Source organism: Streptomyces sp. NPDC058335 (assembly GCF_042723915.1).
Classification (GTDB): domain Bacteria; phylum Actinomycetota; class Actinomycetes; order Streptomycetales; family Streptomycetaceae; genus Streptomyces.
Map to the genome: position 1 here is coordinate 373,568 of NZ_JBHXHX010000001.1, position 24,442 is coordinate 398,009.

The window sequence follows — 24,442 nt, forward strand, 5'->3', positions numbered from 1 at the left end:
CATCCAGCGCTCTCAGGGAGCACCCCGATGCGGGGGTGGCAGCATCGTGGGCATGTCGAGATCCTCTGTGACGGGGAACAACATGATCACGGCGACGGTGAGCAAAATTGTGCCGCTGCCTGCCACGGCACCACCATGAGCAATGGATTGCCGGTTCATGGAGCAGCCGCAGAACGACGCCCCATGCAAAGCTGAACGCGGACAGAAGGACACCGAGCGATAAGGCCAGAACTGCCGAGGAGCAACTCGCGTTCGGTGGCGAGCACCGAGGTAGTTTGGCAGTGAGTGAGTGCAGTACGGCGGTGTTGATGTCTGGCCATGGCTATGGCGTTTGGCTGCCGCATTTCCGCGAGATGGGGGCCGATGAGCTAGCGTTTCCGCTTCGGCTTGTTCTGCTTGAACTTTGTGTTGCTCGTGCTGCGCGGCGGTCGTTTGGCGTTGGGATGGATCGTTCGCTGCAGGTCCGAGGCCGGCCGCAACGACCTCATGGTTGCGGTCAGGGACGCGTCGAGCGGTCCGATGTGTCCGTCGTAGAAGACTTCGCGAAGATCGCCGGTCGGTTCGTCGTACAAGAAGACGACGCCTCGCGGGAGATTGAGCTGGTGCTTTTTTACGCGTACGTAGTCCGTGACCCGCTGCTGGGCAGCGTCAGGGCTTTCGCCGGCAGGACGAGTGGCCCAGGCGAACAGCCATCCTTCGGCTGGGTCGGCACTCGCCGTGATGGGGACGGTGATGCTGCGGCCTTGGCCGTTTGGCGATGGGCTGCTGACGAGCTCTGCACCGTAGCGAGCGAACTTGTGCTGAACGGTATGGCTGCCGGACAGCAGTGTCGCCCCGATGCTGAGCCAGCCCGTGACGTTGCGCTTTTGTAGTTCATCAACGAGAGGAGCGGTTGGGGTCGCCGTCATGTGTGGTTTGAGGGCGGATGCAGGTCCGGGGCCCATCTCTTGCTTGGTGTGGAACCACTGGTCAAGAGCATCGGTGCGGCTCGTCAAGATTGTCGGCTGCTGTGAGCGGTAGCGGCGCAACTCGGCTGGCGACGGTGCGGGGATGAAGGGGAACGCGGTGCGCACCTGCGCGGGGTCAGGCTCAACCCAAAGGCCCGCCTCGAAGAAGTGCAGGAACAGGTCCAGCTCGTCCGGTGCGCTGAACATGAGGGTGACGTTCGGGTTGCGACGTCGGCGAAGGTAGAGGAGGAATTCGGCGGGGCGATCGACGAGCTCCGTGATCAGCTCAAGGTCGTGCAGTGACACAGTCCAGGGGATGTTGTCGGCGCTGAGCAAGCCGGCCCGCACCAGCTCTGCGGTGGCGGTGAGCACAGGCGAGATGTCATCGAGGCTGACTGCGATCGTGTGGATCTCGCGGATGTGGCTGAGGCTAACCCACCCCTCCTCCTTGATGCGCAGGCCTCCGTCCTGCTCGATTCTGTCTCGGATCCGGCCGGCCTGCTCGGCAGCTTTCGTGACGATGCCGGTCAAGTCATTGCGGATCCGCGTCTTCTTGCCGCCGCGGGACAGTGCACTGAACGCGACGGCTTTGTCTTCGACGACAATTGCGACGTCGTCGACAAGGACAAGATGGTCGCCTTCGACGCGCTTGGTGTACTTCGCCGGGTCAGCGTTGGCCGCCTCGGCGGCGTTCGCGGGCACGTAATACTCGAACCCGTCCCGATAGTGGGCGCCGGGCAACACTCGCCCCAGAGCGTCTCGGGTACGGGACTCAAGGAGGTCACCACGGTGCTTCGCGTATTTGTTCCACGCCGTCGACGTCTTGAGATGCTCTTCCAGATTCTCCCGTACGGCGAACACGTGGAGCCCTGGGTGGGGCAGCATGACGCGTTCGTCGCTTCCGATGATGATCGGCCGGGTCCGCAATGGGTTCTGGCCGGCGGTGAACGCATCGACTGCCTCCGCAGGCGTCATTCCCCTCAGATCCAGTCGGAACCGCTCGATGACCGCCTTGACCCTGTCTCGATTGATGCCAGTTTGTCTAACGATGTCTTCGACTGCGACGGTGGCCTCATGGGCCTCAGGCTCGAACATCCTCATGAGGTTGGACCGTGCGAGGTCCATGACCCCTTCGTCAGCTCGCCCGGTCTCAGTGGACTCCATCGCTTCAGACACAGAGGCACGCATTGCGTCTATGCGATGGTTCATGCTCACCACCTGGAGCTCATGGCACGCGTCGAGAACCGCTAGGGCGTCAGACGCGTCGAAGCCGAGCTCGGCGACAAGAGCCGCCGGCACCTCCGGGTCACCGTCCAAGAGCGCCCGGTTGGTCGTTTCGACCATCTCCGGGTAGGACGAATTTCGCATCCACACCTCGCCCCCTTGGACGAGCAATGACACCAGAGCGAGCTTGTCGGTCGCATCCGCAGCGGCGAAAGAGCGCAGCTGAGCCAAGTGGAGAAGCTTGTCGATCTCCTCCCGCGCCGTCGATACGAAGTGGCTCATCTCCTGCTCTGCGACGGGAGCCTGGGGGGAGGCTGTGACATCTGCCGCCTCCTGTGGAGGCATGAGAGCGGCCAACGCGAGTAGTTCGAGTGGCGCGGCACTGGATTCCGCGGTGACCGGCATCATTCCTGCGGGGACCAATGGCAAGAACGCCAGACGAGCCACCTCGATGAGCCGGATCGGGTCGAAGCGCCGCACCTTCGAAGCAAACTCGGCGACTGCTTCGTCGAATGCTTCACCGACAGCTACGGCAGGATCGTGGCTCGCATCGAACTTCCCCATGAGCGCCATCAGGGAGGCCCAGGAGTCAATGACTACCTTCGCGTGCGGGTCGAACACCGGTGACACCGCACCAGCGTGACGCTTCCGCTTCTTGCGTGCCTCATGACGCTTCGTTCGAGAACCCACGATGCAACCTCACCACATATCCAGGATGACGGGCCAACCGTTTCTGACGCTGGTGAAAGGGCTCGTAGTCGCGGACGCTCGGAAACGGAGTGACGAACAAGCACGGATTGTGCCTTCTTGTGCTCGCCGTCGCTCCGCGACTTCTGGCCCCAAGCGGCGAGACACCGGGGCGAAACCCCATTGACCAGCTGGGCGGGGAGGGCTGCTCATGGAGCCTGCGGCTTGAGCGGGGTGAGGTCGGGTGGGTAACCCTTGGCGCGGAGCCAGATGTCGAGGGCGGTGGCGACGATGTCGCCGTGGGGTGTGCCGTGATCGGCGTTGTAGCGGCGGATGCGTCGTTGGAGCTGGAGGACGTCCGGTACCGCGTAGTTGAGCTGTCCGCGATTGATGTGGCGGTTGGCGATGACCGCAAGGGTGTCGGGATGTGGGGTGAGGGGATCGGCGGCGGGTTGGGACTGGGCTTCGAGCGCGTTGGCCATGTCACGAAGGCGTCGGGCGTGGTGGGAGAGGTCGGGCACTCAGGCTCCTCCAGCCGGTTTGAATAGGCGGCTAGTTAGCCGCCTATTGGGCTATTGAAATAGTCGGCGGACGGGGCGGCCGAGTAACTCAGCCAGCTGGCGGCCGCCCCTTGCGCCCTATGGCGTGTCAGAAGCCGCGGGCGGTGAGCCACTCGTCGAGTGCGACCGAGACGATGTCACCGATGGGCAGGTGATCGAGTTCGTTGTCCAGTGCGAAGCGCTTGAGCCGCCTCTTCAGCCTCAGCTCCGTGGGGACTGACGAGTCGAGACTCTCGCGGGTGATGATGCGCTGGTTGAGGACGGCGGCTGTCTCGGGGATGTCCTTGGGCCGGCCGGGTCCCTGGGCCCACGGGGTTCCCTCGCGGTGTGCCGCTTCTGATCGCGTGTTCTGCTCGTGGTGAGATCCCGGAACATCGCTCCTCACCGGAAAGGCCGTGCTGCTTGGGACCGGAGAAACGGCTGGCCGGACGGCGACTTCGGCTGTTGGGGACACCCCAGCGGTCGTGGGGGCGGCCTGGGGCAGACTGACCTGCTCGATCAGGTGCGTGGACTGAGCCGCGGGTGCCACGGGCCCGGCAGTGCGGGTCACGAACTGCTCCTGGACCTGGGGCGAGTGTCCAGAGGGAACCGGCTGCACCACGGCATCTCCTGCGGCCGTGTGAGCTGGCCGGGTGGCCGGGGCCTGGACGGGGCCGCTTGGCGCGTCGTTGGCGGTCGGCGGCGCCTGAGGCTGTGGCCCCTCAGGGTCTATCTGGCCCGGGTCGCCCTGCTCCGCAGTCTCCACTGGAGCTGTGGAAGGGTGCTGAGCCTGGGAATCGTCGGCTGCGGGCCGGCCTTCGCCATGGGCAGCTGCGCGTTCAGCGGCGAACTGCTCGGGGGTGAGCTCGGCGGCCGGGGGAGGGGGCGGCGGGGTGGTCTTCTTGGCCCCGCCCAGGGCGCGACCGCCCGTGCGGCGGGCCGGAGGCCTCGGCCTCTCGTTCTTCTCACTCATGCCTCGGTCAGCTCCTTCATCAGGTTGGCGTACTCGCTCAGTTCGGTCGGGATCTCGCCGAAGGCCTCCATGTAGTGCACCCAGGAGTGGATGACGGTGTCGGCGAGCGGGAACGGCTCGTCGCGGTCCGGCCCGATGCCCTCGCCCTCGGCGGGCTCCAGCAGCTGGGCCTTGGCCCGGCTGGGCAGGCTGGTGCGGTCGTCGGCCTTGACCATGACCACGTGGGCGGTGACGCCGTGGGGGTTGCGGGCGGCAGCGCGCTCGGCCTCGTCGAAGGTGGCCACGAGCTTGCGGCGCTCGATCTTGGTGGGGGCGACCGGGACGAGCAGCAGGTTCGCCTCGGTGACAGCCTCGTGGAAGATGCGGGCGCTGCCGCCGCCGGCGTCGACCACGATCGCCCCGAACTCGGCACGCTTGGCCCGGATGTACTCGGCGATGTCGTCGAACGGGTAGCGCTCGATGACCAGGTTGGCGGGGATCTCGAAGCCGGCGGCCTGGGCGACCTTGAACCAGTCGTAGGCGGACTGGCTGGTCGCGTCGGCGTCCAGCAGCAGCGTCGGCAGGTCGAGGACGACGGCGTAGTAGAGGGCGATGAACCAGGCGGAGGTGGTCTTGCCGGTGCCGCCCTTGAGCATGCCGACGACGATGACGAAGGCGTCCCAGGCGCTGGCCGTGGCCGCGGCCAGGGTCTTGGTACGGGTGTTCTCACTCACGTGTGCTTGATCTCCTCAATCGGGAAAGGTGCGTTGGCTTACGGGCGTCGAAGGCCGCCGCTCGGTGTCGGTTGTCTGCGAGCGATGGAGGGGCCCGTGCTGCAGTGCTGGCACTGGAATGGCGCACCATCGGTCCCGTGATCTGCCGGGCCCGGCCGAGGACGCCTGCCGGGGCTCTCATGACCGCTTCCTCGGGGTGCGGGCCGGCCCGTGGTTGTGTTTAGGCCGCATGCGGGTGCCTGCCTGGTGGAGGAGCCGGTAGACGGTGCCGATGGAGTAGTTGCACTCCTCGGAGAGGTCCGGCACGGTGGCACCGGCCTCGTACCGCGCGCGGAGGGAGAGCGCGAGCTTCTTTCGCCGTGCGGCGTTGGCTGCGGAGCGGATGCGGAGTGTCTGCTGGGTGGTGCGGGGCGTGCCCCCGGCCTCGACCAGCAGGCTCCGAGCGGCACGTCGCGTCACGGACCCCGCTGCGGCCAACTCCGTGAGCGTGGCGCCTTGCTGCTCGTAGAGGCGGCGCAGGCGGGCCGCGAGATTGCGGCGGGCCTGGCCGTCGCGCAGTCTGCGCGTCTGCCACGAGGTGCGCATCACGGTGTCGGCCTCGCGCAGACGGTTAAGGACCGTGCCGTACGACAGGCCGCTCGCGGCGACGAGTTCGGTGACCGTGGCGCCTGACTCGTACTGCTCACGTAGGCCTTGAGGGGTGAACGATGCGCTCTCGGCATCGGCGGGTGGAGGTTGTGGGTTCACGCGGCGGAGTTCCATTCCCTGAGGGCTTCAGCATGGGCAGCGGCCAGCTCGTCGTAACTGCGCTGGTCAGCAGCGGTGATGAGGATCAGTCGGCCGTCGGTGGCGAGGCGCCAGTCGGCGGCAGGACGACCGGTGACCGGGTCGAGGACGCTGCCGCCCGGGGTCTGCCACGCGGACGGGATTTCATCGGGCCGCGGTGCCGGGACTAGGACCTGGCGCCCGTCGCGGACGATCACCACGGCCTTGCTGCGGTGTTCCGCGCGCCGGTCCAGCGCCTTTTGGTATGCCGCCCGCTCGACCGCATGCAGTGCCCTGCGCCGGATCGCGACGCCCGCCGTGGCGTAGAACTGGGCGATGCCGTCCCAGCCCTGTGCCGGCCGTGTGCCCGGTTCCGTGACGGCATCCTGAGAGCCGTTGCCGAAGCCCTCCACGGCGCGGGGCGCGAGGGTCCAGGTCTCACCGGTGTGCTGCACGAGACCGTGGTCGGCCAGGCGCCGCAGGGTTCGGTAGACAGTGGCACGGGACACGGAGGCCGTACCGACCAGATCGCTAACTGTCTGAGCGGGCCGGACGTGCAATGCCCCGATGATCATGAGGGCGGAGCTTCCGAGGCCGCGGTGGGCGAAGGCGTCGTGGCCCATCAGGCGGGCGACGACGGTGGAGTCGATGTCAGCCGTCGTGGCCGTCTCAGGGGTGGTCCACTCCTCAAGTGCCAGGTCGGGGGGGTACTGAGTGGTCCAGAAACGAGACAGTGAAACGGAGCCACGAGGGCCACCGGCGCTGCCGTGGTCGAGGTACCAGGAGGAGCTCTCCCGGCCGTGACCGACCCGCAGCCGACGCAGCCAGCCGCCAGGCTTGAGGACGGTCTCGTAGACCACGCGCAGCGTCGTCCGCGAGATCCCTGCTTCCTCCGCGGTCTGCCGCTCGCTGGCGTGGTGCAGAGGGCCACCGGCGGTTTCGGCGAAGTTCAGATGGGCCCGCAGCACCCGCAGCGCGGTCCGTCCCCGCTCGCCGCGCCAGGGCGTGGTCTCGATGCGGTCCCGCAGCGCGGCCAAGACCTCGTATGCGTGGTGACGCGATTCCAGTACTCGCGTTCCGGCGACCACGGCCGAGGCGCTGGCCCACACCCGGCGGATGTAGTCCAGGGCGCGTGCCTGCCCCGAGCGCACTGCGATGTGCCGGGCATGCCGGCCACCCTCGTGGTCGGGGTGCAGCAGCAGCCGGGTCAGCTCGTCGATGCTGCCGCCGGCCCGGGCGACGTGGCAGGCGATCGCCGCCGTGACGCGGTGCCCGTGCCCGGCCGCACCCTCCCGGTCCTGCCGTGCGACCACGATGCGGCCGTCGGAGCCAAGCCTGCTGTAGCTGCCCGTCGCGTAGCGGCCGGTGAGATCCCCGAGCAGGACGAGCTCGGCCGCAGCCGGACGAAGGTGGTGAAGGCCGAGTCGGCCGAACGGGTGAGGGGTCTGCCTCTGAGGTTCTGCGTGATGAAGGTGGTGTGGCACGGTGAGGTCGTCTCGCAAAGACAAGGGCGCCACCCAGGCCCGCTAAAACCACGGGTGGTACCCGGAACCGACCTCCGATCGGTGCCAGCGATGCCTCCAGGATTGCCGTCCTGGAGGCATTCGTATGCCTGGCCCCGCTCCGGAGGCAGGCGTCCCCATCACAACTCGACCAAGGCAGGAACAGAGAGTCGTCGAGGTCACCGCTCCTGATCGATCTCCGTCAACTCGGGTCTCTCGGAGGCAAATTGCAGAGGCATCGCCTCTGGCTGCCTCTGAGCGACCCAGGTCGAACCGGGGTCGAATCAGAGCGTTTTCCTCTGACTGCCTCCGATAGCCTCTGCAACCCGTCCTAGCAGGTCACAGCCGTTTCGATCTCCATGAGCCCAGGTCAGTGGGGTGCGGTCGGATTACCACGAGTACACGGTCAAGACGCCGGGCTCCTCCACGCGGGGCGCGCGCCGCATCGTGACCGGAGCGCAGACCGAAGAGGACTACTACACGGCCGACCACTACGCGAGCTTCGACCTGGTCGATCACGACTGCTGAGCCGGTCGGCTCCGGTCACCGGGAGACGGGTCGCAGAGGAACGGTGCCACCGGCCGGGGGCCCGGCCCGCGTTCAGCCGGGCTTCCGGCTCTCCGCGGCGGCGAACAGGGCGAACGCGAGCACCAGGAGCGCGACGCTCGCGTAGACCTCGTAGCCGTCGAGGACGCCGAGCCGCTGCACGAGTCCCCAGTCCAGGTCGGTGAACTCGTGCACCAGACCGGCCACGCCCTGCACCAGGGCGATGAAACCGAGTACCTCCAGAAGTTGCTTCATGCCCCAGACCCTCGCCCCGCGGTCCCCCCACACACATCGGCCGCGGGGCGAGACACTCGCGACGGAAGGCTCCCGCCGACGGGGCGGAGTACACCGTCGGTCGGTGGCGGTGCGACTTTCGGCGGTGTCCGTGCGGCGCAGGTCGCCGATCCCGGCCGAGGACGGATGAGCCGGCCCCGAGCTGCGTAGATTTGTCGGCCATGAGGGGTGACGACCGGCCGAGGCCGGCACCGGAGGCAGCGATCTTCCCGACGCGGCGATGGCTGCTGCCGTCCGCCGTGGCCGCGGAACTGGACCCGGACGCCGGACGGCCCGGCACGGGGCCCCGGCGCACCGCGCGCGACTGGCTCGTCGACTTCACCTGTTTCGCGCTGGCCGTCGTCCTCGGTCTGGTGGTCGCCGACACGCTCACCAACCAGGAGGACCTCCCGCACTCCCTCGTCGTCGCCGACCAGCTGCTGGGCGCGCTGGCCTGCGCCGCGGTGTGGCTGCGCCGCCGCCTGCCCGTCGGCCTCGCCGGGGCGACGATCCCCTTCGCCTTCCTCTCCACGACCTCGGCCGGCGCCTGCACGATCGCCCTCTTCACCCTCGCCGTGCACCGGCCCTTCCGGTACGTCGCCTGGGTCGGCGGTCTCCAGCTCGCCGTGATCCCGCTGCTGGTGTGGGCCCGCCCGGACCCCGAGCTGGAGTACGGGCCGGCCGTGGTGTGGACCGCGCTGATCACCGTCGCGGTCATCGGCTGGGGCATGTTCGTGCGGTCGAAGCGGCAGCTCATGCTGAGCCTGCGTGACCGGGCCCGGCGCGCGGAGACGGAGGCCCGGCTGCGGGCCGAGCAGGCGCAGCGGCTGGCCCGTGAGGCCATCGCCCGCGAGATGCACGACGTGCTCGCCCACCGGCTGACCCTGCTCAGCGTGCACGCGGGCGCACTGGAGTTCCGGCCGGACGCACCCCGTGAGGAGATCGTGCGCGCGGCCGGCGTCATCCGGGAGAGCGCCCACGAGGCCCTCCAGGACCTGCGGGAGATCATCGGCGTGCTGCGGGCCGGTGAGCACGACGACGCGGGCCGACCGCAGCCGACCCTGGCCGCCCTGGACGCGCTGGTCGCCGAGTCCCGCGAGGCGGGCATGAAGGTCACCCTCGTCCAGCGCGTCACCGACCCGGGCGCCGTGCCCGCCTCCGTCGGCCGCACCGCCTACCGCATCACCCAGGAGTGCCTCACCAACACCCGCAAGCACGCGCCGGGCGCGGAGGCCGCGGTCACCGTCGCCGGCGCCCCCGGAGAGGGCCTCACGGTGACCGTCCGCAACCCCGCCCCGGAGGGCGACGTCCCGCCCGTCCCCGGCTCCGGCCAGGGCCTGATCGGCCTCACCGAACGCGCGACCCTGACCGGGGGCCGCCTGGAGCACGGGCCGCGGGAGGACGGCGGCTTCGAGGTACGGGCCTGGCTGCCGTGGCCCCGGACCACGTGACGGCGGTCACGGCAGCCGCCGGCCGACCACCGCCGAGGGCCGACTCTCCGGCTCCGTGCGTGATTACGTAGGGCCCATGACTGCGATCAGACTCCTCCTCGTCGACGACGACCCCCTGGTGCGGGCCGGTCTGTCCCTCATGATGGGCGGCGCCGAGGACATCGAGATCGTCGGTGAGGCCGCCGACGGCGGCGAGGTCGAGGCGCTGGTCGACCGCACCCGCCCCGACGTCGTCCTGATGGACATCCGGATGCCGTCGGTGGACGGCCTGACCGCCACCCGGCGGCTGCGCGCCCGTGAGGACGCCCCGCAGGTCGTCGTCCTCACCACGTTCCACGCCGACGAGCACGTGCTGCGCGCCCTGCGCGCGGGCGCCGCCGGGTTCGTCCTCAAGGACACCCCGCCCGCCCAGATCGTCGACGCGGTACGCCGGGTCGCGGCCGGCGAACCCGTCCTGTCGCCCACCGTCACGCGCCGGTTGATGGCCCACGCGGCGGGTACCGCAGCCGACGACCGCCGGGCACGCGCGCGTGCCCGGATCGCCGTCCTGGGCGAACGGGAACGCGAGGTGACGGTCGCCGTCGGGCGCGGCCTGTCCAACGCCGAGATCGCCGCCGCACTGTTCATGAGCGTCGCCACCGTCAAGACCCACGTCTCCCGCGTCCTGGCCAAGCTGGACCTCAACAACCGCGTCCAGATCGCCCTGTTGGCGTACGACGCGGGACTGCTGGAGGACGAGGACTGACCGGAATCCGTCGGGCGGAGCGGGCACTCGGGGGCCGCCCCGGCCGTTGGAGCGGTGACGGGAGGGGGAGGCATGGGCACGGAGACGATCGACCTGGCCGAGTTCGGCGAGGAGTTCCGGCGCGACCCGCATCCGGTGTACGCGCGCCTCAGGGAGCGCGGCCCGATCCACCGGGTGCGGCTGCCCGAGCCCGACGCCCGCCACGAGACCTGGCTCGTCGTGGGACACGAGGAGGCGCGCGCCGCGCTCGCCGATCCCCGGCTGGCCAAGGACGGCAGCCGGATCGGCATGACCTTCCTCGACGAGGAGCTGATCGGCAAGTACCTCCTGACCGCCGACCCGCCCCGGCACACGCGCCTGCGCGCGCTGGTCTCCCGCGCCTTCACCATGCGCCGCGTCGAGGGACTGCGCCCGAGGATCCGGCAGATCACCGACGACCTGCTCGACGCGATGCTCCCGCACGGCCGCGCCGACCTCGTGGACTCCCTCGCCCACCCGCTGCCGATCACCGTCATCTGCGAGCTGCTCGGCATCCCCGAGATCGACCGCACGGAGTTCCGCAAGCTGTCCACCGAGGCCGTCGCCCCCACCAGCGGGGCCGCCGAGTACGACGCCTTCGTCCGGCTCGCCGAGTACCTCACGGAGCTGATCGAGGACAAGCGTGCCGCCGGACCCGCCGGCGACCTGCTCAGCGACCTCATCCGCACCACCGCCGAGGACGGCGACCGCCTCTCGCCCGGCGAACTGCGCGGCATGGCGTTCGTCCTCCTCATCGCCGGCCACGAGACGACGGTCAACCTCATCACCAACGCCGTCCACGCCCTCCTCACACACCCCGGCCAACTCGCCGCCCTGCGCGCCGACATGACCCTCCTCGACGGCGCGATCGAGGAGACCCTGCGCTTCGAGGGCCCGGTGGAGAACGCCACCTTCCGCTTCGCCGCCGAGGCGCTGGAGATCGCCGGCACACCCGTCGTCCGGGGCGACGGCGTGATGATCGGCCTCACCGCCGCCGACCGCGACGGCGCCCGCTATCCCGCCCCCGACCGCTTCGACATACGCCGCGACACCCGCGGCCACCTCGCCTTCGGTCACGGCCTCCACTACTGCCTGGGCGCCCCCCTGGCCCGCCTGGAGGCCCGCACCGTCCTGCGCTCCCTCCTCGACCGCGCCCCCGGACTCGCCCTGGACGGCCCACCCGGCGAGTGGCTGCCGGGCATGCTGATGCGGGGCGTGCGGAGCCTGCCGGTGCGCTGGTAGCGGGCAGAAGGGGGCCGACGGGCGGGCTCGGCCGACCCGCCCGGTCAGGGAGCGTCACGACGTCACCGGCCGACCGCCTCGACCTGCCGCCGCCGACGCCGCACCGGACAGTCGGTCCGTCAGCCGGCTGATCGGCGCAGGGGGAGCAGGCGAGGGAACTGCGGGTCCGGGTCCGGGCCCGGCGCTCCTACGCCCCGGCGTCCCCGTCGACACGCCCCTGGCGTCACCGTCCTCACGCCCCCGGCGTCCCCGTCGCTCCCGGCGTCCCCGTCGCTCCCGGTGCCGCCGGGATCTCCGCCAGCGGCACCGCCCTGCGCTCCCGTCGGGACACCTCGCAGGCCTCGGCGATCCGGAGGGCCTGGAGGGCCTCGCGGCCGTCGCAGGGGTTTGGCCGCCCACCCCGTACGACATCGACGAAGGCGATCAGTTCCGCCTCGTACGCGGGCCCGAAGCGTTCCAGGAACCCGCTCCACGGTTTGTCGGCGGCCGGTGGGCCCGTCGGCTCGGTGGAGGCGATCGGCGTGCGGTCGTCGAGCCCCACCACGACCTGGTCGAGTTCCCCGGCCAGCTCCATGCGGACGTCGTAACCCGCGCCGTTCAGCCGTGTCGCCGTAGCGGTGGCGAGGGTGCCGTCGTCGAGGGTGAGGACCGCGGCCGCGGTGTCGACGTCGCCGGCGGCACGGAACATCGCGGGCCCGGCGTCCGACCCGGTGGCGTAGACGTCGGCCACCTCGCGGCCGGTCACCCAGCGCAGGGCGTCGAAGTCGTGGATCAGCGCGTCCCGGAACAGGCCGCCGGACACCGGCAGCCACGCGGCGGGCGGCGGCGACTGGTCGGAGGTCACCGCGCGCACGGTGTGCAGCCGCCCGAGCCGTCCCGAGCGGACCGCCTCCCGGGCGCCCGTGTACCCGGCGTCGAAGCGGCGCTGGAACCCCATCTGAAGGGTCGTTCCGGCAGCCTCGACCTCGGCGATCGCCGCCAGGGTGCCCGCCAGGTCCAGGGCTATGGGCTTCTCGCAGAACACCGGAAGCCCGGAGCGTGCCGCCCGGCCGATCAGTTCGGCGTGCGCCGAGGTGGCGGTGGTGATCACGACCGCGTCCACGCCCCACCGGAAGATCTCGTCGACCCCGGGCGCGGCCGTCTCGCCCAGCCGCAGCGCCAGCTCCGCGGCCCGCGCGGGTTCCGTGTCCGTCAGGATGAGGGATCCGACCTCGCGGTGACGGCTGAGTGTGTTCGCATGAATGGTGCCGATGCGGCCCGTCCCGATGACCCCGATGCGCATGGAATCAAGGTGACCTCGGAGGCCGCACCCTGTCAATGCGTTTGTCCGGACAATCGGACTACACGACTTCCCGTCAACCGGCCACGGAGCTACGCTCGGGCCCGTGCCGAAACCAGAGGTGGACCCGACCGTGCAGCTCGAACTCCGTGTGGACCGAAGCTCTCCGGTGCCGTTGTACTTCCAGCTGTCCCAGCAACTGGAGGCGGCGATCGAGCACGGGGTGCTCACCCCCGGGAGCCTGCTGGGCAACGAGATCGAGCTGGCCGCCCGGCTCGGTCTGTCCCGCCCCACCGTCCGCCAGGCCATCCAGTCCCTCGTGGACAAGGGCCTGCTGGTCCGCCGCCGGGGCGTCGGCACCCAGGTCGTGCACAGCCAGGTCAAGCGCCCGCTGGAACTGAGCAGCCTCTACGACGACCTGGAGGCGGCGGGCCAGCGCCCCGCGACGACGGTCCTGGTCAACACCGTCGTCCCCGCGTCCGCCGAGGTCGCGGCCGCGCTCGCGGTCGCCGAGGGCAGCGAGGTGCACCGCGTGGAGCGGCTGCGGCTCGCGCACGGGGAGCCGATGGCGTACCTGTCCAACCACCTGCCGTCCGGGCTGCTGGACCTGGACACCGCCCAGCTGGAGGCCACGGGTCTGTACCGGATGATGCGGTCGGCCGGGATCACCCTGCACAGCGCCCGCCAGTCCATCGGCGCCCGCGCCGCGACCGCCGCCGAGGCCGAGCGCCTCGCCGAGCCGGAGGGCGCCCCGCTGCTCACCATGCAGCGCACGACCTTCGACGACACGGGCCGGGCGGTCGAGTTCGGCGACCACATCTACCGCCCGACCCGCTACTCCTTCGAGTTCCAGCTGCTCGTGCGGCCGTAGAGCGCACCCCATCCGGGGCGCCGCCCTGGTCGCAATGTCCGGACAATGCGACCGACTCGCGGTCCCCGGCGACGAGACGCATGATCCCTGTGTTCGATACTGGGGCGTTTGCGTCCGGTGAGAGAACGCCGGACGCGCGCGTACGTCGGAACACGGCAAGAAGGGCACGGCCTCGTGGCACGTTCTGGGACCTGGACAGGGATCGCGTTGGCGGGGGTGCTCTGCCTCTCCCTCGCGGGGTGCAGCAGTACCGGGGGAAAGCGTGCCGAGGACGCCCGCGAGGCCGCGGCCGCCCAGGGCAGGGCGGCGGTGAACACCCCCCGCTGGACCTTCGCGATGATCACTCACTCCGGCGATGGCGACACCTTCTGGGACATCGTCCAGAGCGGCGCGAAGCAGGCCGCCGTCAAGGACAACATCAACTTCCTGTACTCCCACGACGACGAGGCCCAGCAGCAGGCGCAGCTCGTCGACGCGGCGATCGACAAGCAGGTCGACGGCATCATCGTCACCCTCGCCAAGCCCGACGCGATGAAGGCCGCCCTCGCCCGCGCCCGCACGGCCGGCATCCCCGTGATCACGGTGAACTCCGGCTCGGCCGAGTCGAAGGCGTACGGCGCGCTCACCCACATCGGCCAGGACGAGACCATCGCCGGTGAGGCCGTCGGCGAGGAACTGAACCGGCGCGGGAAGAAGAAGGCGATCTGCGTCCTGCACGAGCAGGGCAACGTCGGCCACGAGCAGCGCTGCGACGGCGTCGCCAAGACCTTCACCGGCACGGTGTCCGACCTCTACGTCACCGGCACCAGCATGCCCGACGTGCAGTCCGCGATCGAGGCCAAGCTCCAGGCCGACCCGTCGATCGACGCGGTCGTCACCCTCGGCGCGCCGTACGCCGACACCGCCGTGAAGGCCAGACAGGGAGCCGGCAGCAAGGCCGAGATCGACACCTTCGACCTCAACGCCAAGGTGGCCGCCGGCCTGGCGGACGACTCGCTCGGCTTCGCCGTCGACCAGCAGCCGTACCTCCAGGGCTACCAGGCCGTCGACCTGCTGTGGCTGTACAAGTACAACGGCGACGTCCTCGGCGGCGGCAGGCCCGTCCTGACCGGACCGCAGATCATCACGAAGGACCAGGCGGACGAGCTGGCCGAGTACACCGAGCGGGGCACCCGATGAGCACGCTCACCCCGGACGAACGGCTGCTCCGGGTCTCTCCGCTGCGCAAGCTCCTCGGCCGCCCCGAGCTGGGCTCGGTCGTCGGCGCGCTCGCGGTGTTCGTCTTCTTCGCCCTCGCCGCCGACAGCTTCCTGCGCGCGAGCAGCCTCAGCACGGTCCTGTACGCCTCCTCGACGATCGGCATCATGGCCGTCCCGGTCGCGCTGCTGATGATCGGCGGCGAGTTCGACCTCTCGGCCGGCGTCATGGTCACGTCCTCGGCTCTGGTGTCGTCGATGTTCAGCTTCCAGATGACGGCGAACGTCTGGGTCGGCGTCGGCGTCTCGCTCCTGGTCACCCTGGCCATCGGCGCCTTCAACGGCTTCATGCTCACCCGCACCAAGCTGCCCAGCTTCATCATCACGCTCGGCACCTTCCTGATGCTGACCGGCATGAACCTCGGCTTCACCAAGCTGATCGACGGCACCGTCTCGACGAAGACCATCGCCGACATGGAGGGCTTCCCCACCGCCCGGGACGTCTTCGCGTCCACCCTGACCGTCGGCGACGTCAACTTCAAGATCACGATCCTGTGGTGGTTCGGCCTGGTCGCGGTCGCCTCCTGGATCCTGCTGCGCACCCGCGCCGGCAACTGGATCTTCGCCGTCGGCGGCAACCAGGACGCGGCCCGCGCGGTCGGCGTCCCCGTCGGGAAGACCAAGATCGGCCTCTACATGGGCGTCGCCTTCGGCGCCTGGATCTCCGGCCAGCACCTGCTGTTCTCGTACGACGTCGTCCAGTCCGGCGAGGGCGTCGGCAACGAACTGATCTACATCATCGCGGCCGTCATCGGCGGCTGCCTGATCACCGGCGGCTACGGCAGCGCGGCCGGATCGGCGGTCGGCGCGCTGATCTTCGGCATGACGAGCAAGGGCATCGTCTTCGCCGAGTGGAATCCCGACTGGTTCAAGTTCTTCCTCGGAGCGATGCTGCTCCTCGCGACCCTGCTCAACGCCTGGGTCCGCAAGCGCGCGGAGGCCACCACATGACGCCGGCGACGACCGCGACCGACAGCCGTACGCCGCTCGTGGAGCTGTCCGGCGTCAGCAAGCACTACGGCAACGTCCGCGCCCTCGAAGGGGTCTCCCTGGAGGTCCACGCGGGCGAGATCACCTGCGTCCTCGGCGACAACGGCGCGGGCAAGTCCACCCTCATCAAGATCATCGCGGGTCTCCACGGGCACGACGCCGGCACCCTGAGCCTCGACGGCGAGGAGACCCGGCTCACCTCCCCGCGCGAGGCACTGGACCGCGGCATCGCCACCGTCTACCAGGACCTGGCCGTCGTCCCGCTGATGCCGGTCTGGCGGAACTTCTTCCTCGGCTCGGAACCCCGCAAGGGCAGCGGCCCCTTCAAGCGCATGGACGTCGACCTCATGCGCCGCACCACCCACGCCGAACTCCTGCGCATGGGCATCGACCTGCGCGACGTCGACCAGCCCATCGGTACCCTCTCCGGCGGCGAGCGCCAGTGCGTGGCCATCGCCCGCGCGGTGTACTTCGGCGCGAAGGTCCTGGTCCTCGACGAGCCGACGGCCGCGCTGGGAGTCAAGCAGTCCGGAGTCGTCCTGAAGTACGTGGCCGCCGCCCGCGACCAGGGCCTGGGCGTCGTACTGATCACCCACAACCCCCACCACGCCTACCTGGTCGGCGACCGATTCGTCCTCCTGAAGAGGGGCACGATGGTGGGCGACCACGCCCGCGGCGAGACGACCCTCGACGACCTCACCCGGCAGATGGCAGGCGGCAGCGACCTGGACGATCTACGCCACGAGCTGCAGCGCACCTAGGAGCGCGGGGCTGTGCCCACGTGCGGCTGCGCCGCGGGGCGCGCCGGCCACGACGCGCCCGCGGCCGACGACGTGCGCACACCCCGCCTCCCAGGTTCGGCACCGCAGGTACTCGTGCGGCAGAATCGGCCACGATGAGCACCTACCGCGACCTCACCGCCCCCATCGGCTCCCGCCGGGCCACCGCGCTGCGCACGGTCGGCACCCGCGAGCGCCGTTCCCACCTGACCGCACCCCGCGTGCCCACGGTGGGCATCGACATCGGCGGCACCAAGGTGATGGCGGGCGTCGTCGACGCGGACGGCAACATCCTGGAGAAGCTCCGCACCGAGACCCCGGACAAGTCCAAGAGCCCCAAGGTCGTCGAGGACACGATCGTCGAACTGGTCCTGGACCTGTCCGACCGGCACGACGTGCACGCGGTCGGCATCGGCGCGGCCGGCTGGGTGGACGCCGACCGCAACCGCGTCCTGTTCGCCCCCCACCTGTCCTGGCGCAACGAGCCGCTGCGCGACCGCATCGCGGGCCGCCTCGCGGTGCCCGTCCTCGTCGACAACGACGCCAACACCGCCGCCTGGGCGGAGTGGCGCTTCGGCGCCGGCCGCGGCGAGGACCACCTCGTCATGATCACCCTCGGGACCGGCATCGGCGGCGCCATCCTGGAGGACGGCCAGGTCAAGCGCGGCAAGTACGGCGTCGCGGGCGAGTTCGGCCATATGCAGGTCGTGCCCGGCGGCCACCGCTGCCCGTGCGGCAACCGCGGCTGCTGGGAGCAGTACAGCTCCGGCAACGCGCTGGTCAGAGAGGCGCGCGAGCTGGCCGCGGCGGACTCCCCGGTGGCGTACGGGATCATCGAGCACGTCAAGGGCAACATCGGTGACATCACCGGACCGATGATCACCGAGCTGGCCCGCGAGGGCGACGCGATGTGCATCGAACTGCTCCAGGACATCGGCCAGTGGCTCGGCGTCGGCATCGCCAACCTGGCCGCCGCCCTCGACCCGTCCTGCTTCGTGATCGGCGGCGGTGTCTCGGCCGCCGACGACCTGCTCATCGGCCCCGCCCGGGACGCGTTCAAGCGGCAGCTCACCGGGCGCGGCTACCGCCCCGAGGCCCGGATCGTCCGCGCCCAGCTCGGCCCCGAGGCCGGCATGGTCGGCGCCGCCGACCTGGCCCGCCTGGTCGCCCGCCGCTTCCGGCGCGCCAAGCGCCGCCGCGTGGAACGCTACGAGCGCTACGAACGGTTCGCCGAGGCCGCCCGCCGCGCCACCCGGGACACCGCATGACGGCCGCCCCGCCCCACCGCCCCGCGTCCCCGGACGAGCCGTCCCGCCCGCCCGAGACCCGCAGCCATGTGATCCGCCGCCGCGCGCTCACCCTGCTGATCATCGGGCTGCTCATCGGCGTGCCGGCCGGCTACCTGGTGATCTCCGCCAACCAGAGCCGCGACAGCGGCAAGGACAAGGAGGCGAAGTACTCGGCGACCGGCCTCACCGAGGCCTGGCCCTCCAAGGTGCAGCAGCGTCTCTACCAGGTGCCGGTCCCGCACCCGGCGAACAAGGTCGCCTACTACGAGACGAACAACTGGCGCACCAGCCGTCTGTACGTCCAGTTCCAGACCACCCACGAGGGACTGGACGCCTTCCTCGCCGAGCTCGGCTACAGCCGGTCCGACCTGAAGAAGGACGACATCACCATCAGCGAGCGCGACCGGTCCATCACCGGCTGGAAGTTCTCCGGACCCGGCTCCCGGCCCGGCGACTACTACGGCTTCGTCCGCAAGCAGAAGGCCCCCCAGCCCACCCAGGACGTGGTGGTGAACACCGGGAACGCGATCTTCCCGATGGTGTACGTCGTCTCGCGCACCGTCCCCTAGGGCATCCGCCCCAGCCCCCGCGGGCCCTCTCGTCCACCCCCGGTCGGTGGCCCGGGACCGATTGTCAGACCCCGCCCGTAGAGTCGAAGACGACTGATCCGACACGCGGGCGGGAGGTGGACACTGCGCATGAGCGACACGACTGCGGTCGCCGGGCACCCGGCGGAGCCGATCGGCGCGCGCCTCGCCGCCGTCTTCCTGCCCGCGCCCCTTCCGCGCGAGGGCCGGATCGCCTTCTGGGACCCCGACGACGGCCCGCTGCCCGACCCCGCGCCCGCCGGCCGCACCGAACTCACCGAGCTGACCGTCGTCCGCCGCCACGGAACCTCGGTCCGCCGCCGGCAGACCCCCGCCCTGTCACTGCCCGTCGAAGCGGCCCTCCCGCACCTGGTGCGCGCCCGGCACGACCCCGCCGCCCACCCCGCGACCGCCTGCTGGGGCGCCGCCGCCCTGCACGCCCTGCGGCTCGCCGCCCGCGGCCGACTGCTGCCCGGCCTCACCCCGACCGGCCACGACGCCTGGCGGGCCGGCCCGCTCGAACCGGAGGACATCGCGCACCTGCGCGCGGTCGCCGCCGCCCTGCCGTACGAGGGCCATGCCGTCCCGCTGCCCGGCCCCGGCCCGCTCCGGCTGCCCCAGCCCGAGGCCCTGATGCGCTCCTTCCTGGACGCCGTCGCCGACACCCTGCCCCGCACCCCCGCCGCACCCCACGCCTCCGGGAAACCCTTCGCCGACCGCCGGCCGCAGCAGCTGCCCGACGCCCAGGACTGGGCGGCCGAGGTCGCCGCCGGCATGGACGCGGGCGTGCGGATCTCGCTGCGCCTCGACCTGTCGGCGTACGACCTGTTCGACGACGGCGAGGGAGCCCGCCGCGCCGGTGCCGCCGTCGTCCAGGTCCACAGCCTCGCCGACCCGACCCTCGTGACCGACGCGGCGGCCCTGTGGGCGGGGCAGGCGGACGCCGCTTTCGGGGCACGCGCCCGCGTGGACGCCGCCCTCGCCGTCCGGCGGGCCGCCCGCGTCTGGGCGCCCCTCGCCCGCCTCGCCGACCAGGACGCACCCGACGTCCTGGCCCTGTCCGAGGACGAGCTGAGCGACCTCCTCGGGGTGGCCGCGACGCGCCTCGCAGCCGCCGGTGTCGCCGTGCACTGGCCGCGCGACCTCGCCCAGGACCTCAGCGCCGCCGCCGTCGTACGGCCCGCACCCGGCTCCGCGACCGACGGCACCGGCTTCTTCGAGAGCGAGGACCTCCTCCAGTTCCGCTGGCAGCTGGCCCTCGGCGGCGACCCCCTCAGCGAGGCCGAGATGGACACCCTCGCCGAGGCCCACCGCCCCGTCGTCCGGCTGCGTGACCGGTGGGTCCTCGTCGACCCCGCCCTCGTGCGCAAGGCCCGCAAACGCGAACTGGGCCTGCTGGACCCGGTGGACGCCCTGTCCGTCGCCCTCACCGGCACCGCCGACGTCGACGGCGAGACCGTCGAAGCGGTCCCCGTCGGCGCCCTCACCACCCTGCGCGACCGCCTCACCGCAGGCATCCGCCCCGCCGAGCCGCCCGCCGGCCTCGACGCCACCCTCCGCGACTACCAGCTGCGGGGCCTGGCCTGGCTCGACCTCATGACCTCCCTCGGCCTCGGCGGCTGCCTCGCCGACGACATGGGCCTCGGCAAGACGGTCACCCTCATCGCCCTCCACCTCCGCCGGGCCCGCCCCGAACCCACCCTGGTGGTCTGCCCCGCCTCCCTCCTCGGCAACTGGCAGCGGGAGATCAACCGCTTCGCCCCCGGCGTCCCCGTCCGCCGCTTCCACGGCGCCGACCGCAGCCTGGACGACCTCACCGGCGGCTTCGTCCTCACCACCTACGGCACCATGCGCTCGGCCGCCACCACGCTGGCCCGGCAGCCCTGGGGCATGGTCGTCGCCGACGAGGCCCAGCACGTCAAGAACCCCTTCTCGGCCACCGCCAAGGCTCTGCGCACCCTCCCCGCCCCCGCGCGCGTGGCGCTCACCGGCACCCCCGTCGAGAACAACCTCTCCGAGCTGTGGGCCCTCCTCGACTGGACGACCCCCGGCCTGCTCGGCCCCCTCAAGGCCTTCCGCGCCCGCCACGCGCGCGCCGTGGAGAACGGCGAGGACGAGGAGGCCGTCGAGCGGCTCGCCCGCCTGGTCCGCCCCTTCCTGCTGCGCCGCAAGAAGTCCGACCCCGGTATCGTCCCCGAGCTGCCGCCCAAGACCGAGACCGACCACCCGGTCCCGCTCACCCGCGAACAGGCCGCGCTGTACGAGGCGGTGGTGCGCGAGTCGCTGCACCTCATCGAGACGGCGAACGGCATCGCGCGCCGCGGCCTGGTCCTCAAGCTGCTCGGCGCGCTGAAGCAGATCTGCGACCACCCGGCGCTGTACCTCAAGGAGCAGACCCCCGCCACGGGCGACGCCCTCGCCGCCCGCTCCGGCAAACTCGCCCTGCTGGACGAGCTGCTGGACACGCTGCTGGCCGAGGACGGCTCGGCCCTCGTCTTCACCCAGTACGTCGGCATGGCCCGGCTGATCGCCGCCCACCTGGCCGGCCGCGCGATCCCGGTGGACCTCCTCCACGGCGGCACGCCGGTGCCCGAGCGAGAGCGCATGGTGGACCGCTTCCAGGACGGCGCGACGCCCGTCCTCGTCCTGTCGCTCAAGGCGGCCGGCACCGGACTGAACCTCACCCGCGCGGGCCACGTCGTCCACTTCGACCGCTGGTGGAACCCGGCCGTGGAGGAACAGGCCACCGACCGCGCCTACCGCATCGGCCAGACCCAGCCCGTCCAGGTCCACCGCCTCATCACCGAGGGCACCATCGAGGACCGCATCGCCGAGATGCTCCAGGCCAAGCGTGCCCTCGCCGACGCGATCCTCGGCTCCGGCGAGTCCGCCCTCACCGAGCTGACGGACCGTGAACTGTCCGACCTGGTCAGGCTGCGGAGGGAGGCGTGATGGCGGAGGAGGAGCAGGGCATCGGTCCGGCCGAAGCGGTCCGCCGCGCGCTGCGGGCCGCCCGGGTGCGGCCGGAGGAACCGGCACCGGCACCGGCGGAACCTTCGGCGCCGCCCCCGGACCGGCCTCAGGAGGTCACCCCGGAGTCCGACGGCACCTCGTCCCGGCCGGGTGACGCCGCCCGCGCGGCCCTGCGGCGTACGGCGGAGGCGCCCCCGGCCCACGAGGAGGCCCCGCCGGCCGACGTACCTGCGGCAGCGGAGGTACCTCCGACGGGCGACGTGCCTGCGGCGGGGGACGAGCCGCGGGGCACGTCCGGCGTGCGGCCCGGGGACGTGGCCCGTGAGGCCCTGCGCGCGGCCCGCGCGCAGGCGCGGCAGGCAGAGCCGGAGACCGGGGAGCCGGGAGACGGCAGGCGCGCGCGCCACACCTCCCGCGCGGGCGCACGCCCCGTCGCGTCCGGGAGCGCCGGCCGTCCGGGCGACCGGGTCGCCGACGCCCGCGTGCGGGACGTGCGGACCTTCCTCGCCGACGCCTTCCGGATGCCACCGGAGACCGACACCCCCGACACCACCGGCAACCCCGACACCACCGGCACCACCGAGGCCGCCGAGCCGGTCGAGCCCGCTGTGCCCGAGCCCGCTGTGCCCGAACCCACCCCCGCCGCCCGCTCCATGGCCGCGCCCACCCGCGACGGCGATCACCGCCGCACCTACCCCGCCTTCCCGCCCCGGCCCGCCGACGCGGGCGGCGGCTTCGCCGAGACCTGGTGGGGCAACGCCTGGGTCACGGCGCTCGAAGAGGGCGCCCTGGACGCCAAGCGGCTCGCGCGCGGGCGGGGTTACGCCGAGCAGGGGCACGTCGACGCCATCACCGTCACCCCCGGCCTCGTCCTGGCGTACGTGCAGGGCAGCCGGGCCCGGCCGTACCGCGTCCAGGTACGACTGCGCACACTCGGCGACGAGGACTGGGAGCGGTTCCTGGACGCCGCGGTCGAGCGGCCGGGACACATCGCCGCGCTGCTCGACAAGGAGATGCCGGAGTCCCTCGCCGACTGCGGCGTGCCGCTGCTGCCCGGCCCCGGCGACCTCGCCCCCCAGTGCAGCTGCCCCGACCACGGACATCCCTGCAAGCACGTCGCCGCCCTCTGTTACCAGGCCGCGCGGCTCCTCGACGCCGACCCGTTCGTCCTGCTCCTGCTGCGCGGCCGGGGCGAACGCGAACTGCTCGACGCGCTGTCCCGCCGCAACGCCGCACGGGCCGCCCGCGCCGCCCAGGAGCAGGAACCGGAACCCGTCCCCGGCATCCGCGCCACCGACGCCCTCGCCGCACGCCGGCTGCCGCCGCTGCCCGCGCCGCTGCCCGCGCCCCAGCACCCCGAGCAGCCGCCCGCCTACCCGTCCGTGCCGAACGGCCCCGACTCCTTCGCCCTCGACCAGCTCGCCACCGACGCGGCCGTCCGCGCCCACGCGCTGCTCACCACCGGCCACGACGAGATCGGCGAACTGACCCTCTGGCAGGACGCCGTACGGCTCGCCGCCGCGCGCCCCGGCTCGGGACTGACCGCCACCAGCCGTGCCCTCTACGCCTCCCTCGCCTCCGCCGCGGGCCGCACCCCGGCCGAACTGGCCCGCGCGGTCGCCGCCTGGCGGCAGGGCGGCCCGGACGGACTCGCCGTCCTGGAGGACCTCTGGGATCCGCCCGCCGGCCGCTTCGACCGCGCCCGCCCCCTCCTGCGCGCCGCCGACCTCCCCGCCTTCCGCCCCTGGCGCAACCACCTCACCCACCCCCGCGGCCACGTCCAACTCCGCTTCGGCCGCGACGGCTTGTGGTACCCCTACGAGTCGGAGCCCGGCCACGACGACTGGTGGCCCCGCGGCACCCCCGACACCGATCCGGTGGGCGCCCTGACGGGCCTGGGCAGTTCGGCCGACGACCTCTGAGGCACCGCGCCTTCGCCGACCGCACGGCCGTCGTGAGGCCGAGGCGCACGCCTCAGTCTCTGCGCGCCACGTAGACGGTGTTGGTCGCGGTGCCGCTCTGGAGCGGGTTGTCGAACTCGACGACGTGGGCTTCGACCCCCGTGAAGACGTCGGCAAGCGTGCCGGTGAACTGCTCGTCCGGCGGATCGTTGGACCACAGGGCGAAGACGCCCTCGGGGGCAAGGTGTTCGGCGAGGGCGCGAAGCCCGTCCGGGCGGTACAGGGCGGCGTGGCGGGGGTTGAGCACGTGCCGCGGCGAGTGGTCGATGTCCAGCAGGATCGCGTGGAATCGGCGCCCCGGTGACCGCGGGTCCAGGCCTGCCGGGCCACCGGCCGCCTCGAAGAAGTCGGCGTGCACCAGGCGGCAGCGGGGATCACCGGTCAGGCGCGCGCCGAGGGGCACGAGATGACGCTCGTGCCAGTCGATGACCTCGGCGAGCGCGTCCACCACGATCAGGGAGCGCACCCGGGGGTCTTCCAGAGCGGCCCGAGCGGTGTACCCGAGCCCGAGCCCGCCCACCGCGACGTCCAGCTCGGCACCGCCGGGCAGCCGCGCCAGCCCCAGCTCCGTCAGCGCGATCTCGCCGGCCGTGAAGAGGCTGGACATCAGGAACTCGTCGCCCAGCTTCACCTCGTACACGTCGTCGTCCGACCCCGGATACCGGCGCCGCCGCAGGCTGATGTCCCCCAGCGGCGTCGGACGCCAGTCGATCTCGTCGAAGCGCGCGCTCATCGGTGTTCCTCGTCTCTGTCCCCGGTCGCCGGCCGTGGGCCCGCCCCCGCGCGGGGTGAGGCCGCGGCGCGCGGCGCGGGGGGGGGAGGGGGATGAGGG

General features: G+C 71.6%; 20 protein-coding genes and 1 pseudogene. 12 read left to right on the forward strand and 9 right to left on the reverse strand.

Annotated elements, in window-relative coordinates:
• Positions 1-368: 368 nt before the first annotated feature.
• The 6 genes from ACFWJX_RS01650 to ACFWJX_RS01675 all read right to left on the reverse strand — a co-directional run bounded on the left by ACFWJX_RS01650 (position 369) and on the right by ACFWJX_RS01675 (position 7,161).
• Positions 369-2,801, reverse strand: a complete 2,433-nt coding sequence (locus tag ACFWJX_RS01650) for a preprotein translocase subunit SecA (RefSeq protein ID WP_383235197.1) — start codon at positions 2,799-2,801, stop codon at positions 369-371.
• A 266-nt stretch (positions 2,802-3,067) separates the two neighbouring features.
• Positions 3,068-3,379: a hypothetical protein gene (locus ACFWJX_RS01655; protein ID WP_383235201.1), complete on the reverse strand. Its 312-nt coding sequence runs from the start codon at positions 3,377-3,379 to the stop codon at positions 3,068-3,070.
• 127 nt (positions 3,380-3,506) lie between these two features.
• The gene (locus tag ACFWJX_RS01660) at positions 3,507-3,803 is read right to left on the reverse strand and encodes a hypothetical protein (RefSeq protein WP_383235204.1); all 297 of its coding nucleotides are present in this window, start codon (positions 3,801-3,803) and stop codon (positions 3,507-3,509) included.
• Positions 3,804-4,366: 563 nt separating this feature from the next.
• On the reverse strand, positions 4,367-5,083 hold the full coding sequence (locus ACFWJX_RS01665; RefSeq protein WP_383235207.1) for a ParA family protein: 717 nt from the start codon (positions 5,081-5,083) through the stop codon (positions 4,367-4,369).
• A gap of 177 nt (positions 5,084-5,260) precedes the next feature.
• Positions 5,261-5,845, reverse strand: a complete 585-nt coding sequence (locus tag ACFWJX_RS01670) for a helix-turn-helix domain-containing protein (protein ID WP_383235209.1) — start codon at positions 5,843-5,845, stop codon at positions 5,261-5,263.
• A complete protein-coding gene (locus tag ACFWJX_RS01675) occupies positions 5,827-7,161 on the reverse strand; it encodes a transcriptional regulator (protein ID WP_383235212.1) in 1,335 nt (444 codons plus the stop codon). The genes ACFWJX_RS01670 and ACFWJX_RS01675 overlap by 19 nt, the downstream gene beginning before the upstream one ends.
• A 579-nt stretch (positions 7,162-7,740) precedes the next feature.
• On the opposite strand from ACFWJX_RS01675, the pseudogene ACFWJX_RS01680 reads away from it, so the two are divergent.
• A pseudogene (locus ACFWJX_RS01680) lies at positions 7,741-7,878 on the forward strand (ribonuclease domain-containing protein); the annotation flags it as partial.
• A 72-nt stretch (positions 7,879-7,950) separates the two neighbouring features.
• On the opposite strand, the gene ACFWJX_RS01685 reads toward ACFWJX_RS01680, so the two are convergent.
• On the reverse strand, positions 7,951-8,151 hold the full coding sequence (locus ACFWJX_RS01685) for a hypothetical protein (RefSeq protein ID WP_252548184.1): 201 nt from the start codon (positions 8,149-8,151) through the stop codon (positions 7,951-7,953).
• A gap of 200 nt (positions 8,152-8,351) precedes the next feature.
• Here ACFWJX_RS01685 and ACFWJX_RS01690 point away from each other — a divergent pair, with 200 nt between their 5' ends.
• From ACFWJX_RS01690 to ACFWJX_RS01700, 3 genes are all read left to right on the forward strand, one after another.
• A complete protein-coding gene (locus ACFWJX_RS01690) occupies positions 8,352-9,620 on the forward strand; it encodes a histidine kinase (protein WP_383235215.1) in 1,269 nt (422 codons plus the stop codon).
• A gap of 76 nt (positions 9,621-9,696) precedes the next feature.
• A complete protein-coding gene (locus ACFWJX_RS01695; protein ID WP_383235218.1) occupies positions 9,697-10,365 on the forward strand; it encodes a response regulator in 669 nt (222 codons plus the stop codon).
• 72 nt (positions 10,366-10,437) lie between these two features.
• Positions 10,438-11,625 (forward strand): cytochrome P450, encoded by a 1,188-nt coding sequence (locus ACFWJX_RS01700; RefSeq protein WP_383235221.1) that lies wholly within the window; start codon positions 10,438-10,440, stop codon positions 11,623-11,625.
• 232 nt (positions 11,626-11,857) lie between these two features.
• On the opposite strand, the gene ACFWJX_RS01705 is transcribed toward ACFWJX_RS01700, so the two are convergent.
• The gene (locus tag ACFWJX_RS01705) at positions 11,858-12,907 is read right to left on the reverse strand and encodes a Gfo/Idh/MocA family oxidoreductase (protein ID WP_383235224.1); all 1,050 of its coding nucleotides are present in this window, start codon (positions 12,905-12,907) and stop codon (positions 11,858-11,860) included.
• Positions 12,908-13,037: 130 nt separating this feature from the next.
• Here ACFWJX_RS01705 and ACFWJX_RS01710 point away from each other — a divergent pair, with 130 nt between their 5' ends.
• The 8 genes from ACFWJX_RS01710 to ACFWJX_RS01745 all read left to right on the forward strand — a co-directional run bounded on the left by ACFWJX_RS01710 (position 13,038) and on the right by ACFWJX_RS01745 (position 23,571).
• A complete protein-coding gene (locus ACFWJX_RS01710; RefSeq protein WP_266468789.1) occupies positions 13,038-13,775 on the forward strand; it encodes a GntR family transcriptional regulator in 738 nt (245 codons plus the stop codon).
• 174 nt (positions 13,776-13,949) lie between these two features.
• Positions 13,950-14,954 (forward strand): sugar ABC transporter substrate-binding protein, encoded by a 1,005-nt coding sequence (locus tag ACFWJX_RS01715; protein WP_383235228.1) that lies wholly within the window; start codon positions 13,950-13,952, stop codon positions 14,952-14,954.
• Positions 14,951-15,982 (forward strand): ABC transporter permease, encoded by a 1,032-nt coding sequence (locus ACFWJX_RS01720; RefSeq protein WP_383235231.1) that lies wholly within the window; start codon positions 14,951-14,953, stop codon positions 15,980-15,982. Before ACFWJX_RS01715 ends, ACFWJX_RS01720 begins: the two co-directional genes overlap by 4 nt.
• On the forward strand, positions 15,979-16,782 hold the full coding sequence (locus ACFWJX_RS01725; RefSeq protein WP_383235234.1) for an ATP-binding cassette domain-containing protein: 804 nt from the start codon (positions 15,979-15,981) through the stop codon (positions 16,780-16,782). Before ACFWJX_RS01720 ends, ACFWJX_RS01725 begins: the two co-directional genes overlap by 4 nt.
• A 134-nt stretch (positions 16,783-16,916) precedes the next feature.
• The gene (locus tag ACFWJX_RS01730; RefSeq protein ID WP_383235236.1) at positions 16,917-18,068 is read left to right on the forward strand and encodes an ROK family glucokinase; all 1,152 of its coding nucleotides are present in this window, start codon (positions 16,917-16,919) and stop codon (positions 18,066-18,068) included.
• The gene (locus ACFWJX_RS01735) at positions 18,065-18,658 is read left to right on the forward strand and encodes a sugar kinase (protein WP_383235240.1); all 594 of its coding nucleotides are present in this window, start codon (positions 18,065-18,067) and stop codon (positions 18,656-18,658) included. The genes ACFWJX_RS01730 and ACFWJX_RS01735 overlap by 4 nt, the downstream gene beginning before the upstream one ends.
• A gap of 129 nt (positions 18,659-18,787) precedes the next feature.
• Positions 18,788-21,628, forward strand: coding sequence for an SNF2-related protein (locus ACFWJX_RS01740; RefSeq protein ID WP_383235243.1), 2,841 nt, complete (start codon positions 18,788-18,790; stop codon positions 21,626-21,628).
• Positions 21,628-23,571, forward strand: a complete 1,944-nt coding sequence (locus tag ACFWJX_RS01745) for an SWIM zinc finger family protein (protein WP_383235245.1) — start codon at positions 21,628-21,630, stop codon at positions 23,569-23,571. The genes ACFWJX_RS01740 and ACFWJX_RS01745 overlap by 1 nt, the downstream gene beginning before the upstream one ends.
• Before the next feature lie 52 nt (positions 23,572-23,623).
• Here ACFWJX_RS01745 and ACFWJX_RS01750 read toward each other — a convergent pair whose 3' ends face one another.
• Entirely contained in the window at positions 23,624-24,343 is a 720-nt protein-coding gene (locus ACFWJX_RS01750; protein WP_383235248.1) for a spermidine synthase, read from the reverse strand.
• Between the last annotated feature and the right edge of the window lie 99 nt (positions 24,344-24,442).

What these genes read in the sequence shown, in the direction of transcription:
- ACFWJX_RS01745 (WP_383235245.1), top strand. Translation starts at nt 21,628, where the DNA reads ATGGCGGAGGAGGAGCAGGGCATCGGTCCGGCCGAAGCGGTCCGCCGC.
- ACFWJX_RS01700 (WP_383235221.1), top strand. Translation starts at nt 10,438, where the DNA reads ATGGGCACGGAGACGATCGACCTGGCCGAGTTCGGCGAGGAGTTCCGG.
- ACFWJX_RS01720 (WP_383235231.1), top strand. Translation starts at nt 14,951, where the DNA reads ATGAGCACGCTCACCCCGGACGAACGGCTGCTCCGGGTCTCTCCGCTG.
- ACFWJX_RS01695 (WP_383235218.1), top strand. Translation starts at nt 9,697, where the DNA reads ATGACTGCGATCAGACTCCTCCTCGTCGACGACGACCCCCTGGTGCGG.
- ACFWJX_RS01690 (WP_383235215.1), top strand. Translation starts at nt 8,352, where the DNA reads ATGAGGGGTGACGACCGGCCGAGGCCGGCACCGGAGGCAGCGATCTTC.
- ACFWJX_RS01730 (WP_383235236.1), top strand. Translation starts at nt 16,917, where the DNA reads ATGAGCACCTACCGCGACCTCACCGCCCCCATCGGCTCCCGCCGGGCC.
- ACFWJX_RS01685 (WP_252548184.1), bottom strand. Translation starts at nt 8,151, where the DNA reads ATGAAGCAACTTCTGGAGGTACTCGGTTTCATCGCCCTGGTGCAGGGC.
- ACFWJX_RS01750 (WP_383235248.1), bottom strand. Translation starts at nt 24,343, where the DNA reads ATGAGCGCGCGCTTCGACGAGATCGACTGGCGTCCGACGCCGCTGGGG.
- ACFWJX_RS01735 (WP_383235240.1), top strand. Translation starts at nt 18,065, where the DNA reads ATGACGGCCGCCCCGCCCCACCGCCCCGCGTCCCCGGACGAGCCGTCC.
- ACFWJX_RS01740 (WP_383235243.1), top strand. Translation starts at nt 18,788, where the DNA reads ATGAGCGACACGACTGCGGTCGCCGGGCACCCGGCGGAGCCGATCGGC.
- ACFWJX_RS01670 (WP_383235209.1), bottom strand. Translation starts at nt 5,845, where the DNA reads ATGGAACTCCGCCGCGTGAACCCACAACCTCCACCCGCCGATGCCGAG.
- ACFWJX_RS01725 (WP_383235234.1), top strand. Translation starts at nt 15,979, where the DNA reads ATGACGCCGGCGACGACCGCGACCGACAGCCGTACGCCGCTCGTGGAG.
- ACFWJX_RS01705 (WP_383235224.1), bottom strand. Translation starts at nt 12,907, where the DNA reads ATGCGCATCGGGGTCATCGGGACGGGCCGCATCGGCACCATTCATGCG.